This window comes from Peribacillus sp. SIMBA_075 (assembly GCF_046534585.1).
Window position 1 is genome coordinate 191,650 of sequence record NZ_JAWRYN010000003.1, and the last position, 15,535, is coordinate 207,184.

Genomic DNA, 15,535 nt, shown 5'->3' on the forward strand with positions numbered 1-15,535 from the left:
TGTCACAAAATTATGAAAAGATAAAGGACGGCCAACCTTTTTCTCCCGTAAAGAAGCAGGAAACCAACTAAGGTTTCCTGCTGAAAAATGTCAAGTGTTAAAGCGTGTAATGGTCCCATTCAACTTTTCCGCTTGCACTTTAAGGTCCATCGCCGATTTTTTGACGTTTTCCATGACTATTGCTTGTTCGCTCGTCATAGCTGTTACTTCTTCCGCTCCAGCAGATGTTTCTTCTGCAATGGCAGCCACCTCTTGGGACTGCCTAGATGTTTCTTCTACACTTTCCATTTGACGGTCAACAAGCTCAGTAATATCTTTTACTGCAACGACCACATTATGTACCGTTTTTGTCATTCCTTCTATCGCTATATCCGTATTTGTCCCTTTTTGGGCTTCTTCATTTGCCGATATGACCTGATCGCCGATTTGTTTCACAACTGCCTGGACCTCATCTTGAATATTTTGAACCAGGTTCGAAATGCCCTGAACAGCTTTTGCACTCTGATCAGCTAACAACCGGACTTCTTCGGCTACAACTGCGAACCCTTTTCCATGTTCTCCTGCCCGTGCAGCTTCAATGGAAGCATTCAATGCCAGCAGGTTCGTCTGTGCCGCAATCTCGCCGACAAGTTCGATGATTTGCTCTACCTTTTTTGCATTTTCCTCTAAACGATTGACTGTTTTCAGCGACTTTTGATTTTCTTTAGCCAATTGTTTAATGCCATGAACCAAGGAATTGACTACGCTTTGCTCTGAACAAGTTCTGTCGCCATATCACTGGATAGTCCAACGGATTCCTGTGCTTTGCTTTGAACCTTTTTGGCAATCATGACGACATCATCAATGGATTCAGCAGTATTCATGATGGAAGCGGCAGATGTATCCGCCCCTTTTGAGATTTCCTCTATGGTTCTTGCTATATTATCTGCCTTTTCGGATGCTTTTGAAGATTCTTGAGAGATATGGAGGACTTTTTTGTTGGTCTCACGGAAGTTCTCTTCAATATTCCGAACCATGTCCTTAAGGTTAGAAAGCATATGATTGAAAGCAGTGCCTAATGAACGGATTTCATCATCCGTCTTCGATAACACCACTTCTTCGTTTATACTTCCATCAGCAGCACTTAATACGGCTTTTTCTAGTCTTTTTAGTGGTTTAGTAATAAGACCAGAAGCAAAAAACGAAAGAATCCCCGACCAAAATATGCCTAATGAAAGCGTCCCTACACTAAAACTTAGCGAACTCGTTTTTTCAAAAAACATTGGATGGATCACGAAAATAAAAAATGCCGAGGTTGAATAGGTGATCAGAGCAAGGACTGTAGTGAAGATAACCAATTTTTTTCGCAAGCCAAACTTATAATGTGTTCTTTCCTCCATACCGCTCCCCCCTGTAGACTGTTTACTCTTTCAGCCTTATGACTAATTCTTCTATTAATTCCTGCAGCTCCCTGAAGGTTTCCCGATAGATGCCTTCAGAACCGCCAAACGGATCTATTATGTCTCTATCATATTTATCGTCAATAACGAATTCTTTTAAAGTAAAAGTCTTATCGATCATCTTAGGATATGTACGGATAATGACCGCTTTATGCCCTTCCGTCATGGTGAAAATATGAGTCGCCCACTCCATTTCCTTCTCGGATAAAGGCGTTGAATGATGATTATGCACTATGTCATTCTCAACCAATACATTTTTAGCATGCATGGAAGCATCCTGGCCCATTGAAGCATAAACACCAGCGGACTTCACTTCAACACCTGCAATATGCTTATTTTTTAATATCGCTTCTGCCATGGGGCTTCTGCATGTGTTACCTGTACATACAAATAATACTCGGATCATATTAACGCCTCCTTTTTATTCATTATAAGCTATCGCCCGTTCTATATAGGCAAAAAAATAAACACTCTCTTTATGTCATGAGAAAAATAAAAACCGTCCCGATAATCGGAACAGTTGAGGAAGGAAAGGTATGAGGTCAAGTGGATTTAAAAAGAGAACAATAATTTTAATCCAAACGCACACAGGATGCTTCCGCCAAGAATCTCACTATAAACTCCGAGCACCCCCTGTATTTTTCTACCCAGTAATAGCCCTCCCCACGTTAACAGAGTGGCAGCCAACCCAAAACAAAGAATGGTTATAATCGTTTTCGCACCGTAAATCCCCAGGGTTAATCCTACTGAGAAGCTATCCAGGCTTACCCCTAAAGCAAAAATGAATAAGCCTTTCCCGACAGGAGCCAGCATCTTAATTCCCCTGGCATCAGCTTCACCCTTTTTACCCGGGATGAACATCTGTATACCAAGAATGATCAACAAGAGACCTCCGGCGTATGTAGCAAAGGTCCCGAATTTTTCTGAAATGAAACGACCAGCCCCCATACCAAGCAAGGGCATCCAAATATGAAAAATACCTACTATCAGCCCTATAAAAAATACTTGCCTCAACCTTAGCTTAAACATTCCCATTCCTAGGCCGACGGAAAAGGCATCCATTCCCAACGCGAATGCCATGAGCAATAAGGTGATGATTTCCCCAGCAAATGTATTCATTCCAATCCTCCCTCGGACGTGCCTATTACATGTTATGCATGTCCGAAAAGAAATAGAAGAATAAATCAGTCCTTGTTACACTTGTTCGTCGATGATTTGATGACCTGCCGCCTTCTCAAGCCGGTTCATGACAGCAGCCCCGATACCGCGGTCAGGAAACATTTCACTGAAAATGATATCGACCTCCAGCTCATCAAATTGTCGTAAAGTATCATATAAGCCTGTCGCAACTGTATGTAAATCCGATAAAGAACCTGGGGCAACCACATAATCCGCATTATAATCCTGTTGATGTTCTAAAGCCGTTATGATGCCTACCTTTAACCCGTCATTTCTTTTTTCATTCACAAGCTTCTGAAGGAAAGATTGATTACCCTTGACTAAAAATAGAGGGGCTTTTGGAGCATAGTGGGTATATTTCATGCCCGGAGCTTTTGGCGCCGTTTCCTGATTCTTCAAAGCGACATCTTGCCTAACTTCTCCTATTACCGCTTCCAACTGTTCCAAGGTCACCCCACCAGGCCTTAAAATAACAGGGACTTCCACAGTGCAATCCAGTACTGTGGATTCTACGCCCACACCCGTAGTACCGCCATCGACAATGCCTGCAATCCGGCCCATCAAGTCATCTTCAACATGTTTGGCTGAGGTGGGGCTTGGTTTTCCTGAAGTATTTGCACTTGGAGCCGCAATGGGCAAATCACTCGCACGAATAAGACCGAGGGCAACCTGATGATCTGGCATCCTGACAGCCACCGTGTCCAATCCAGCTGTAACAAGGGTTGATAGCTGGCCCGGTTTTCGTTTCATGATCAAAGTCAAAGGACCCGGCCAAAATTCCGCCATTAGCTTCCGTGCCTTTACCGGGATCTCTTCTACAATACCTGACAACTGGTCATCTGAGGCTATATGAACGATTAAAGGATTATCACTCGGACGCCCTTTTGCTTCAAACACTTTTTTGACCGCCTCGTCACTTTTGGCATTCGCGCCTAGTCCATAAACGGTCTCTGTAGGAAAGGCAACCACTTGATTAGCCATTAATAATTCAGCTGATTGTGTAATCTGGGGATAACTTTGTAAATTATCCACATTTTTATCCACTGACCAAACTTTCGTTTTCATTTTTAACACCATCGCCTTTTAACATTTCTTATTTTATATGATTGCTTTTATATGAACGATATTTTCAACTTATCTTACTAATTTTACTTAAAAGATACTTTGAAAGTATAAAAGAAGTATACACATAATTCAAGTGTTATCCACAAATTGGGGATAACTATATCGAATCCGTGGATAAGTTTGTGGATATTAAAGATTAATGACAGACTTTTTTGATTTTTTGTTAATAACCCTGTGGATATGTTTTTTAAATTATCTGATCTTAAAAAAGCTCATTGAAGATTTCTGCAAATAAGGACTTCACTTCTACCTCAGGCTCCTTTTCACCTTCATATAATTGTTGCCCCTGTTCATTGGATGCTGCAAGCTGCTTCTCTTTGTTTTCCTTAACATTCCCATCAATGACTTCCTCCGTTACTTCCTCGTTCCCCTTTACTTCTGTCACTTCTTCTTTTACCTCAGGCTCGATAACCTTTACCGTTTCTTCCGGTACTTCCTCTTTTACACTTTCATCTTTTACCTTTTCTTCAACTTCTTCCTCCTGAACAGGTTCTTTCTCTTCATTCGTTGCAGCATAAGCCTTCCCTCCCGAAGTTACGGATTCTTTCTCTTCATCCTCGACAATCGGACTTTGACTTACAGCCGTCCCATTTGAAAAATCCAAGAAACATAATGGAGGAAATAACACACACCACCAATTAGCCCCTTCCCCTTCACCCAGTGTAATGATCACAGCTTCATAATCCCCTGCCGGATATAAATACTGCCCGTAAAGTTTTGTTGGAAATTCTGCTTGTCCAAAATCTACTTTTACTGACTGTTCCAAACCATGTTCCTTTATAACCGCCTCAGCCGTGGCCTGGATATCCGGCAGATGTGAGGTGATCACATCCCTCGCGTCATCCAAAGAAGTAAGCTCCTCGACCCACTTTGTGATATCTTTATTTACCTCGTCCCTAATCAGCCGCTTAACCGATTGATCCTCTTCTGTATCACTATTAGCAAGTATCCGCAGACGAATCGCCTCATCCGGGATCACCATCGTTTCCTCTGCACCGACCATTTCCGCTTTAGGCATATATATACTTACGATCGTTCCTATAGTTAAGATTAATAGATAAATAATGGCTAAATGTTTAGTTTTCATCGCCTTCGCCCCCTCACATGAATTAGTCTCACCATTTTCCAGCTATCTTAAACTAGTAAAAATCAAAAAAGTTGATAGTTGGAAATATAGATTCCAATTGGATAGTGAGGGGGGAGATTATAAAAAAAAACCGCCTCTAAGTAGAGACGGATCCAGACTGTAGACCAACTCGATATTTTATTGATTTTTTTGCCTACTTTTTTTTGAGGGTTTGCACTATTAGAACGTTGATTGGAACGCAGGGCACTCGCTTTCCGTCCCAAAGAAGAGACGAATTATTTTAATACGGCAAAGACCATTCTATCTTTTTCGTTAATGTCATTTACAATGGATACTTCTGCGGCGGGAAAGGTTCGCTTCAATAAATCGGCAACCGCCTGACCCTGTCCAGTACCCACTTCAAAACCGATCAGTCCAGGCACATTCATGATTAGAGGTAACTGTTCCATAAAACGGCGGTAAAAATCCAGCCCGTCGACACCAGCAAATAATGCACGATGTGGTTCATGGCCTGTTACGACTACAGACATGGATTTTTGATCATCATTTGGTATATATGGCGGATTCGATAAAAGGATGTCCACCTTCTGGTTCGTGTTAATGAAAGGCTGAAGCAAATCACCCTGCATGAACTGCACTTCGGCACCAAGTGATTCAGCATTTTCCCTCGCTACTTCAAGTGAAGGATCTGCTATGTCCGTGGCCATCACCAACAAGCTTGTTTTTTCAAGTTTCATCGTAATGGCGATTGCACCGCTGCCCGTCCCAATATCCGCTAATCGGAGCTTCTGTCCCTCCATAAAAATGGCCGGGAGCTTACGTAATGTATAATAAATCAATTCTTCCGTTTCAGGTCTCGGTATCAGCACTTCCTCATTTACAAAGAAGGTCCGTCCATAAAATTCTTCACTGCCTATTATATATTGGATGGGTGTTCCATGAGCGTGAAGCTCAATAGCTGCCTTAAATTGTCCAAAATCATCTTCACTAAGCTCATCATGAAGGTTGGCTAGTAGCTGGGAGCGCGTTTGTTTTAATAAATGCTGTAACAGGATTTCCCCTGCATTGGCGTCACGATCATTTTCCTTTAAAAAAGAAGAAGCCCACTTAAGGGCTTCAAACACTTTCAGGCCAGAATTATTCATCTGCATTTTCCAGCCTTGAAGATTGGTCTTCCATGATTAAAGCATCCACGACATCATCCAGTTTACCTTCCATGATTTGATCCAGCTTTTGAATCGTTAAACCAATGCGGTGGTCAGTAACGCGGTTTTGCGGGAAGTTATACGTGCGAATCCTTTCGGAACGATCGCCCGTACCAACAGCAAGCTTCCTATTTTGATCATATTCCGCCTGCACTTCGCGATGGATTTTATCATACACCCTGGCACGCAAAACCTTCATCGCTTTTTCTTTGTTCTTGATTTGTGATTTTTCATCTTGACAGGATACAACCGTATTAGTCGGAATATGAGTCAATCGCACCGCTGACATGGTCGTATTGACACTTTGCCCTCCAGGACCGCTTGATGCAAAGGTATCGACACGAACATCCTTATCATGGATCTCGACTTCCACTTCCTCAGCTTCGGGCAAAACGGCAACCGTTGCTGTAGATGTATGAATTCGTCCACCTGATTCAGTTTCAGGCACTCGCTGAACCCGATGGGCTCCATTTTCGAATTTCAATTTTGAATAAGCGCCATTGCCATTAATCATGAATATGATTTCCTTGTAGCCTCCAAGCCCGGTAGGACTTGCTTCAATGACTTCAGTCCGCCAACCCTGCACTTCTGCAAAACGGCTATACATTCGGTATAAGCTACCTGCAAATAAAGCCGCTTCATCTCCGCCTGCCGCTCCGCGGATCTCCATGATTACGTTCTTATCATCGTTAGGGTCTTTCGGAATGAGCAATATTTTCAGTTTATCCTCAAGGCCTTGTATGGTCTCTTCGAGTTCATTGATTTCTTCTTTTACCATTTCACGCATATCCGCATCAAGTTTGTCCTCCAGCATAGCCTTAGCTTCCTGAAGTTGCTCACGAACCGCTTTATATTCTTTATAAGTCGATGCGGTCTCTTGAATACTGGATTGCTCCTTAGAATATTCCCTTAGCTTCTTATTGTCATTAATGATCTCCGGGTCACTTAATAGTTCATTCAATCTTTCATATCTATCTTCTACTGCTTGCAATCGATCAAACAAATTATTCACCTCATAATTTTCCAAAACATCTGAAACGAATTGGAAGTAATCCATCTTTTCTAACTATAAATAAGTAGTTCAGTGCCCCAGCTCAGTTCACTTCTAGGTTAATTATAGTATAGGTGAATAATCAACGTCAAAGAGGATTCAAAATTGTGGTTATTTCTTTAACTTAACATCTATTTTATATTGGGGCACAACCCTGGTTATCATGTCTTGAATTCGCCGCTTTTCCTCATTTCTTTTCTCTTCCGTCTTGATTTCGCCTTTATCATGGACCGTAACATGTATGGTATTGCCATTTAACCACACGGTGCCCGCTTCATATTTAGTTTTCGACTTAACGACCTCTCGGATTTTATCAATTTCCTGCCCCATGGAAGGGGAATTATTCGATGTTTGATGCGGAGTGTTTAGGACTTGATCCGATGGCCGTTCCGTTTCATTGTCCCAATCATTATTAGACATACGTTTTAAACCTTTGCCAACAAAATCTTTTCCATCCCGGGATTGATCGCCATATTCCGAATCATTATTTATTGCATTGTCATTTTGACCGCATGCTGTTAGTGCAGCAAGAAAAAAGGCCATCATAAAAACCAGTATTGATTTCATATTTTCTCCCTCCATTTTGACTAGCTAAACAAGGACATTTCCTAAGTTAGCCTTCCCAAAATGGGGCAATATTTATCTTTTATTTCCCTTCCATGTATTGGTCTTACCACCTGAATGCCTTTAGAAAGTTTTTTCAACATGGCTTATCCGCTTTCAGAATAAACTCAATTTCCCGTATAAATTACTTACCCATTTCTTCATAAAAAAGCACCCTAAGATCTCAAATATGTTCTTTAATCCCGACAGCCTGCTTACCTGGAACTTCGTGATGATGGCGGCAGCGGGGCTCGTATGATTCCGATGCACCCACTAGGATGATCGGCTCATCATAGGAGGCCGGCGCCCCATCTATCAATCGCTGTGTCCTGCTCGCAGGTGAACCGCACACTTCACACACAGCCTGCAGCTTAGTCACTGATTCTGCTAGCGACAATAGAACAGGCATAGGACCGAATGGTTCACCTCTGAAGTCTTGATCGAGTCCAGCCATAATCACTCGATAACCGCTGTCCGCAAGATGCTGGGCAACCCCGATAATTTCATGATCAAAAAATTGCACTTCATCTATAGCAATGATATCCAGGGGCTTGTCCAAATGCTTAAAAATATCAGTTGAATGGGCAATCGGTTTTGCCATCACAGAAGAGCCATTGTGCGATACGACAGCCTCTTCCGCATAGCGATTATCTATAGCCGGTTTAAATACAGCTATTTGCTCTTTAGCAAATTGAGCACGGCTGACTCGTTTAATCAATTCCTCAGATTTACCTGAAAACATGCTTCCGCAAATAAGCTCAATCCAGCCTGTTTGTTTCATTACATACATGGAAACAGCCACTCCCTTCCACCTGTCGATCCCTTAGCCATAATTGAAGTGGACCCGGCTTTATAAAAATTCTTACCTGTTTACAGAAAATAAAAAACAGGCAAGAAAAATACTTGCCTGTTTTTTAAAAAGTCCGGCTTATTTAATACCGTATTTTTTGTTGAAACGATCAACACGTCCGCCAGCTTCAGCGAATTTTTGACGACCAGTATAGAATGGGTGGCACTCTGAACAAGTCTCAACTTTGATCTCTTCTTTAACTGAACCAGTTTCAAAAGTGTTTCCGCAAGAGCAAGATACTTTTGAAAGTTTATAATTTGGATGAATTCCAGTTTTCATTCTTTTCAGCTCCTTCTGCCCTGAATCATTCGAAACAGAGTTATATACTTCAAGGTGAGGGAAAAGCACCCTCACATTTATTGTAAAAACACATGAACCCATTATAGCAACTTAAGACTAGTTGTGCAACAGTTTGTTTCTTTCACTGTTTAAGAACGTTTAACGCTCGCTGGTCCCTTTTTCATTTCTGACATCTCTTCATCCAACTTACTGAAAAACTCTTCATTACCTTTTGTCTGTTTTAGACGGCGAAGGAATTTCTCTGAGAAATCAGGTGAATCTGACATCGTTTTCCTAATAGCCCATAATTTATCCAGGCGATCTTTCGGAATTAACAATTCTTCTTTACGAGTGCCTGAGCGACGGATATCGATTGCCGGGAAGATACGTCTTTCGGCAAGGGCACGATCTAAATGCAGTTCCATATTACCCGTACCTTTAAATTCCTCATAAATGACATCGTCCATTCTCGAACCCGTGTCTACCAATGCCGTAGCAAGGATCGTCAAGCTGCCGCCTTCCTCGATATTCCTCGCCGCACCGAAAAAGCGTTTTGGACGATGGAATGCAGCAGGGTCAATCCCTCCGGATAGTGTACGCCCGCTCGGCGGAATGACAAGGTTATAAGCACGGGCAAGCCTGGTAATGCTATCCATTAAAATGATGACATCCCGTTTATGCTCCACAAGGCGCATAGCTCTTTCCAACACTAGCTCTGCCACCTTTATATGGTTTTCAGGCACTTCATCGAACGTTGAACTCACCACGTCTCCAGCAACGGAGCGTTCAATGTCCGTCACTTCTTCCGGGCGTTCATCGATCAATAGTACAATCAATTCCGATTCAGGATGGTTCGTGGTTATCGCATTGGCAATTTCTTTGATAAGCATCGTTTTACCAGCTTTTGGAGGTGCGACAATCAGACCACGCTGTCCAAAACCTACCGGTGCCAAGACATCCATAATTCTAGTTGATAAGTTCTTCGGTGTCGTTTCCAGTTTAATTTGTCTGTTTGGATACAGCGGCGTTAAGCCTGGAAAATGTACACGCTCCTTAGCCGATTCCGGATTATCGCCATTGACGGCTTCAACATGCAGCAATCCATAATAGCGCTCGTTTTCTTTTGGAGGTCTTACCTTACCGGACACTTTATCTCCATTTCGCAAATCGAATCTGCGGATCTGTGAAGCAGAAATATAAATATCCTCCGAGCTTGGAGAATAATTAATTGGACGCAAGAAACCGAAGCCCTCGGAAGGGATGATTTCTAAAACACCCTCCATGAATAGGAGACCATCCTGCTCAGCTTGTGCTTTCAGGATAGCGAAAATAAGTTCCTTTTTTGAAAGTTTGCTGTAATAGGAAACTTTATATTCACGCGCGTGCTCATAGAGATCCTTTAGTTTCATGTTTTCTAAATTAGAAATAGTTAAATTCATTATGACACCACACTTTTATTAATTAAACGTTTTCACCCATACTGAAAAAGAAATGGTTTGTTAGATGGAAGAAAAACCGCAATCCATGTACCCGACCAGAGTTTTCTTAGAAAGGATGATACATTTTTACATGTAAAGAAGAAAATTATTTGAAGGCTTCTTGAAGTTTGGAGTGAAAGGGCAGATTTTATATATAAATCAATTAATAGTAAACCAAGCTTTATTTTACTTTTTTTATTTTAATTATTCAACTTAAATTTTTTAAAAGAGAAAGCGAGCGATGAACCCGCTCGCTTTTTAGCTGTGATTTTCTAAAAAACGTTCTTAGTCAATCAGACCATTCGGTTTAATTTTAAGACTGTGACGTCCATCAATGAAACGAACGGTTCCAGATTTAGCACGCATGACTACGGATTGTGTTTCGCCGTAATTTCCTTTAAATTGTACACCTCGTAAAAGCTCTCCATCAGTCACACCTGTTGCAGCAAAAATTGCGTCATCTCCGCGAACAAGGTCTTCCATTCTGAGGACTCTTCCTAATTCAAGGCCCATTTTTACACAGCGTTCCACTTCTTCATCACTTTGAGGAATAAGTTTACCTTGAATTTCTCCTCCGAGGCATTTCAAGGCAACAGCTGCAATAACTCCCTCTGGAGCTCCGCCAGATCCGAATAAGATGTCAACACCGGTAAGATCGAAGGCCGTATTGATGGCACCTGCTACATCTCCATCGTTGATCAACTTGATACGTGCCCCTGCCTCACGAAGTTCGTGAATGATCTTCGAATGACGATCACGGTTCAAAACTGTTGCGACTACGTCTTGGATATCTTTATTTTTTGCCTTGGCTACCGCTTTCAGGTTGTCCAACACAGAAGCATTGATATCAATCTGACCAACAGCCTCGGGACCAACGGCTATTTTATCCATATACATATCCGGGGCATGAAGCAAGTTCCCCTTATCTGCTATCGCCAATACAGCCAATGCATTCCAGCCGCCAGATGCAACGATGTTCGTTCCTTCCAAAGGATCAACTGCAACATCCACTAGTGGCCCAAGACCAGTACCAAGCTTTTCACCAATATAAAGCATTGGCGCTTCATCCATTTCCCCTTCACCGATTACAACCGTCCCTTGCATGGGTATTGTATTGAAAACATCCCTCATTGCAGTTGTTGCTGCATCATCTGCTTCGTCTTTCATTCCTCTTCCCATCCAACGAGCAGAATTCAGTGCCGCCGCCTCTGTTACGCGGACAAGCTCCATCGATAAACTTCTTTCCATTTCCGGTTCCCCCTCATGTACACTAGCATGATTTATTTATATATTAGTATAACACATTATATCATATATAGTAACACAATGGGGTAACAAGAAAAGGGATCAGCTTTTAAGCTGCTCCACCTCTTCTTGCGTCATTTCTTCACGCCAAATCGTTGCTCCCAAACCTGAAAGTTTTTCAACCAGATGGCTATATCCGCGATCTATATGTTCAAGCCCGGTCACTTCGGTAATCCCTTCAGCCATTAAACCGGCAATTACCAGAGCTGCTCCGGCACGTAAATCGCTTGCCTTCACTTTTGCTCCATGAAGCTGGACAGGACCATCAATGATGCCTGCTCTGCCCTCGACTTTGATCTTCGCATTCATGCGTCGCAGTTCATCAATATGCTTAAATCGTGCCCCGTATATCGTATCGGTCACCATGCTAGAACCGCTTGCTTTTGTTAAGAGCGAAGTGAAGGGCTGCTGAAGATCTGTTGGAAATCCGGGATAAACCAGCGTCTTGATATCAACGGACTTATATTTATCTCCTGGTGAGACAAAGATCTGATCATCACCGGCTTCAATATTAATTCCCATTTCCCTCATTTTGGCAGTCAATGACTCCAAATGCTGGGGGATGACATTATCGATCAAGATTCCTTCACCGACCGCAGCGGCTAAAATCATGAAAGTCCCGGCTTCAATCCGATCTGGTATGATCGTATGTTTGCACCCATGTAAACTCTCCACACCATCAATACGAATGATATCGGTTCCGGCACCCTTGATTTTCGCTCCCATGTTGGTCAACAATGTGGCAACATCGATGATTTCCGGTTCTTTCGCAGCATTTTCAATCACTGTGCGGCCTTTGGCCAAAACAGCGGCAAGCATAATATTGATCGTTGCCCCTACACTGACGACGTCCAAATAAATGCGTGCCCCCCGTAGCTCGTCCGCCCTAAGGTAAATGGCTCCTTGTTCATTCGTCACTTGTGCGCCTAGCGCTTCAAACCCCTTTATATGCTGATCTATTGGGCGAGGACCTAAATGGCAGCCTCCAGGCAAGCCAATCACTGCCTTTTTGAATTTACCAAGCATCGCCCCCATTAAATAATAGGAGGCACGTAACTTCTTAACTCTTCCATTGGGAAGAGGCATTGAAATCATTCTGCTGGGATTCACTGTCATTTCCCCATCATCAAAGGAAACCTCACCGCCAATTTCCTCCATTAACTCTTTCAGCATCTGTACATCCGAGATATCAGGCAGGCCTTCAATCGTTACAGGAGAGTCCGCCAAAATTGTTGCAGGGATAAGGGCAACCGCACTATTTTTTGCTCCGCTGACACGAATGCTTCCCTTTAAAGGATAGCCACCGGCAATTTTAAGTTTTTCCATAATAAACTCCCTTCCACGCTAAGCACTTAGATGCTACTTCCAAAAAGTAATATTTTACCACAAGAAAATTGCATAATCCGACAACATTCACTATCTGTTCCTTAGTTTACACAAAATTATAAAATTCATGTAAAAAAAGCTAAAAATTTCTAATTTATGTTAATTTTATTTAAAACGGTGCAATCTATAGCGACTTAGCGGCAAGGCATTATGCTTCAGTGCGAGAATTCCAATCCTTCAAGAAAGCTTCAATCCCTTTGTCCGTTAATGGGTGGTGGAATAGTTGCATTAAAACTTTATAAGGGATCGTTGCAATATGTGCCCCTTTAAGAGCCGCTTCAGTAATATGCATCGGGTGGCGGATAGAAGCTGCAATGATCTCAGCATTGATATCATGGATCGCAAATATGTCAGCAATATCCGAAATTAAATCCAAACCATTTTGGCCAATGTCATCCAAACGTCCTAAAAATGGCGATACATATGTTGCCCCAGCCCTAGCTGCCAATAATGCTTGGTTGGCACTGAAAATAAGGGTGACATTTGTTTTGACACCTTGTTTTGTAAGAGCTGCAACAGCCTTCAAACCGTCTGGAGTCATTGGTACCTTAATCGTGATATTAGGTGCAATTGCAACTAATTCCTTGGCTTCAGCCATCATTCCTTCAAAATCAAGCGCAATGACTTCTGCAGAAACGGATTCCTTAACAAGGCTTGTGATTTCTTTTAACCGTTCATGGAAAGAAACTCCCTTTTCTCTTGCAACAAGGGACGGGTTAGTCGTAACACCTGCTAAAACGCCAAGTTCGTGTGCTTGCTTTATTTCTTCCATGTTTGCTGTATCAATAAAGAATTTCATAAAATATCCTCCGTATGTAATCAATTTTTTTATCTGAATTCTAATTGTTCAAAAAATAGAGCTCGGATTCCAGTCTGCATCTAAAAGAAACCATTAGGGGGGTGCCCCCCCAAATGGAATTATCATCTATTTCATCTTACATTTAAGGGATGAAACCCATATTGCTTTTGTTATTTATGCTTTACCGTTTGAACCGAATTCACGCATTTTGCCGATGACAGTTTCTTTAATCGCTTCACGGCCAGGTACCATGTATTTACGTGGATCGTATACTTCAGCATCGTTATTCAGAATTTCACGAACGGCTTTTGTGAACACAATTTGATTTTCCGTATTCACATTGATTTTTGATGTTCCAAGAGAAATCGCTTTTTGGATATCTTTCGTAGGAATGCCTGTACCACCATGAAGAACAAGAGGTTTGTTTGTTAAATCCCGTACTTCTTCCATTTCTTTATAGCCTAGGTTAGGTTCACCTTTGTATGGACCGTGAACGGATCCCAACGCTGGAGCAAAACAATCGACATTCGTTTCTTTAACTAACTGTTCACATTCTTGAGGATCTGCATATACGACTCCATCAGCGATCACATCATCTTCTTGTCCGCCAACTGTGCCCACTTCCGCTTCAACAGAAACATTACGTGCGTGAGCGAATTCGACAACCTTCTTGGTTGTTTCGATATTCTCTTCAATCGGGTGGTGCGAAGCATCGATCATTACTGAAGTGAATCCAGCTTCGATAGCCTCTTTACATTTATCAAAACTTGAACCATGGTCAAGGTGAATGGCCACAGGAACAGTGATTTTCATGTCTTCCAACAATCCTTGAACCATCATGACAGTCGTTTTAAAACCACCCATATGACGGGCAGCCCCTTCGGAAACACCAAGGATGACTGGAGATTTTTCTTGTTCTGCAGCAGCTAAAATGGCTTGAGTCCATTCCAAGTTATTGATATTGAATTGACCTACTGCATATTTTTCTTCAAGAGCTTTATTCAGCATATTTTTCATAGAAACTAAAGGCATTTGATTTCCTCCTACTAGTGAATGTAATTATTTTAAAGTTAATTCTTTCTAGATATTCCCTAAAACCAAAGTAGCATACGCTTATAAATCAGAATATCTCGCTTCTTTTAGCATATCAATACATCAAAAAAACAGCAACAAATACACTATATCGTGCTTCAAATTTTATTCCAAAAAAAACAACGGCCCATCTTAAAAAAGATAGCCGCGGCAATTCTTTAGTCAAAAATATTAAATTTTCAAGACCATTAACTTGACTGTATCGGTAAATATTCACGAACGGCTTTTCTAATATCATCAATATCAAACGGCTTTGCAAAGTGGGTCATTGCACCTAAATCCTTTGCTTCTTGAATCATATCGAGTTCACCATATGCGGTCATGATAATGACCCGGATGTCCGGATCGACCACTTTCATCCTCTTCAATATCTCAATGCCATCCATTCCGGGAATCTTCATATCCAGTAATACAAGATCTGGTGAATGATTATTTAGCACTTCCAGGGCCTGAATGCCATTTGCGGCTTGAAATGTTTCATACCCTTCTTTATGTAAAACCTCGTTCAATAAAATACGAATCCCAAATTGATCATCAACTATTAATATTTTCCCTGACATTTAATCACCTCTCCCTTACCCGATTTATTTAATTAAATGTATTAGCCTAGTCGGCCATTACATAGGCTGCGTCAAATTACTTGTAGTCCAACGCATT

Annotated in this window: 15 protein-coding genes and 1 pseudogene; all 16 read right to left on the bottom strand. The window is 41.8% G+C overall.

Going from position 1 to position 15,535, the window contains the following annotated elements; genetic code table 11:
* Nucleotides 1–90: 90 nt before the first annotated feature.
* Nucleotides 91–1,379, bottom strand: a pseudogene (locus tag SB775_RS04240) (methyl-accepting chemotaxis protein).
* A gap of 22 nt (nucleotides 1,380–1,401) precedes the next feature.
* Nucleotides 1,402–1,845, bottom strand: a complete 444-nt coding sequence (locus SB775_RS04245; protein WP_410860619.1) for a low molecular weight protein arginine phosphatase — start codon at nucleotides 1,843–1,845, stop codon at nucleotides 1,402–1,404.
* Between the two features lie 146 nt (nucleotides 1,846–1,991).
* Nucleotides 1,992–2,558: a manganese efflux pump MntP gene (locus SB775_RS04250; RefSeq protein ID WP_125159887.1), complete on the bottom strand. Its 567-nt coding sequence runs from the start codon at nucleotides 2,556–2,558 to the stop codon at nucleotides 1,992–1,994.
* Nucleotides 2,559–2,633: 75 nt separating this feature from the next.
* Nucleotides 2,634–3,683 carry an L-threonylcarbamoyladenylate synthase gene (locus SB775_RS04255; protein WP_410860620.1) on the bottom strand — a complete coding sequence of 350 codons (1,050 nt, stop codon included), beginning with the start codon at nucleotides 3,681–3,683 and terminating at the stop codon, nucleotides 2,634–2,636.
* Nucleotides 3,684–3,945: 262 nt separating this feature from the next.
* Nucleotides 3,946–4,830 carry a stage II sporulation protein R gene (spoIIR, locus tag SB775_RS04260; RefSeq protein ID WP_089362029.1) on the bottom strand — a complete coding sequence of 295 codons (885 nt, stop codon included), beginning with the start codon at nucleotides 4,828–4,830 and terminating at the stop codon, nucleotides 3,946–3,948.
* Between the two features lie 275 nt (nucleotides 4,831–5,105).
* Nucleotides 5,106–5,975, bottom strand: coding sequence for a peptide chain release factor N(5)-glutamine methyltransferase (gene prmC, locus SB775_RS04265; protein WP_410860622.1), 870 nt, complete (start codon nucleotides 5,973–5,975; stop codon nucleotides 5,106–5,108).
* The gene (gene prfA / locus SB775_RS04270) at nucleotides 5,968–7,038 is read right to left on the bottom strand and encodes a peptide chain release factor 1 (RefSeq protein WP_061465726.1); all 1,071 of its coding nucleotides are present in this window, start codon (nucleotides 7,036–7,038) and stop codon (nucleotides 5,968–5,970) included. The genes prmC and prfA overlap by 8 nt, the downstream gene beginning before the upstream one ends.
* A gap of 159 nt (nucleotides 7,039–7,197) precedes the next feature.
* Nucleotides 7,198–7,653: a hypothetical protein gene (locus SB775_RS04275; protein ID WP_089362030.1), complete on the bottom strand. Its 456-nt coding sequence runs from the start codon at nucleotides 7,651–7,653 to the stop codon at nucleotides 7,198–7,200.
* Nucleotides 7,654–7,873: 220 nt separating this feature from the next.
* Complete coding sequence (locus tag SB775_RS04280; RefSeq protein WP_061465730.1) at nucleotides 7,874–8,479, bottom strand: thymidine kinase; 606 nt, start codon at nucleotides 8,477–8,479, stop codon at nucleotides 7,874–7,876.
* Between the two features lie 138 nt (nucleotides 8,480–8,617).
* Nucleotides 8,618–8,818, bottom strand: coding sequence for a 50S ribosomal protein L31 (gene rpmE / locus SB775_RS04285; RefSeq protein ID WP_053348458.1), 201 nt, complete (start codon nucleotides 8,816–8,818; stop codon nucleotides 8,618–8,620).
* Between the two features lie 149 nt (nucleotides 8,819–8,967).
* A complete protein-coding gene (gene rho / locus SB775_RS04290; protein ID WP_034315849.1) occupies nucleotides 8,968–10,257 on the bottom strand; it encodes a transcription termination factor Rho in 1,290 nt (429 codons plus the stop codon).
* A gap of 324 nt (nucleotides 10,258–10,581) precedes the next feature.
* Complete coding sequence (gene glpX, locus SB775_RS04295; protein ID WP_284469187.1) at nucleotides 10,582–11,544, bottom strand: class II fructose-bisphosphatase; 963 nt, start codon at nucleotides 11,542–11,544, stop codon at nucleotides 10,582–10,584.
* A 99-nt stretch (nucleotides 11,545–11,643) separates the two neighbouring features.
* On the bottom strand, nucleotides 11,644–12,927 hold the full coding sequence (locus SB775_RS04300) for a UDP-N-acetylglucosamine 1-carboxyvinyltransferase (RefSeq protein ID WP_061465734.1): 1,284 nt from the start codon (nucleotides 12,925–12,927) through the stop codon (nucleotides 11,644–11,646).
* A 208-nt stretch (nucleotides 12,928–13,135) separates the two neighbouring features.
* Nucleotides 13,136–13,786 carry a fructose-6-phosphate aldolase gene (gene fsa, locus SB775_RS04305; protein ID WP_089362031.1) on the bottom strand — a complete coding sequence of 217 codons (651 nt, stop codon included), beginning with the start codon at nucleotides 13,784–13,786 and terminating at the stop codon, nucleotides 13,136–13,138.
* A 174-nt stretch (nucleotides 13,787–13,960) separates the two neighbouring features.
* Nucleotides 13,961–14,818 carry a class II fructose-bisphosphate aldolase gene (locus tag SB775_RS04310; protein ID WP_061465738.1) on the bottom strand — a complete coding sequence of 286 codons (858 nt, stop codon included), beginning with the start codon at nucleotides 14,816–14,818 and terminating at the stop codon, nucleotides 13,961–13,963.
* A gap of 248 nt (nucleotides 14,819–15,066) precedes the next feature.
* Entirely contained in the window at nucleotides 15,067–15,438 is a 372-nt protein-coding gene (locus SB775_RS04315; RefSeq protein ID WP_061465740.1) for a response regulator, read from the bottom strand.
* Between the last annotated feature and the right edge of the window lie 97 nt (nucleotides 15,439–15,535).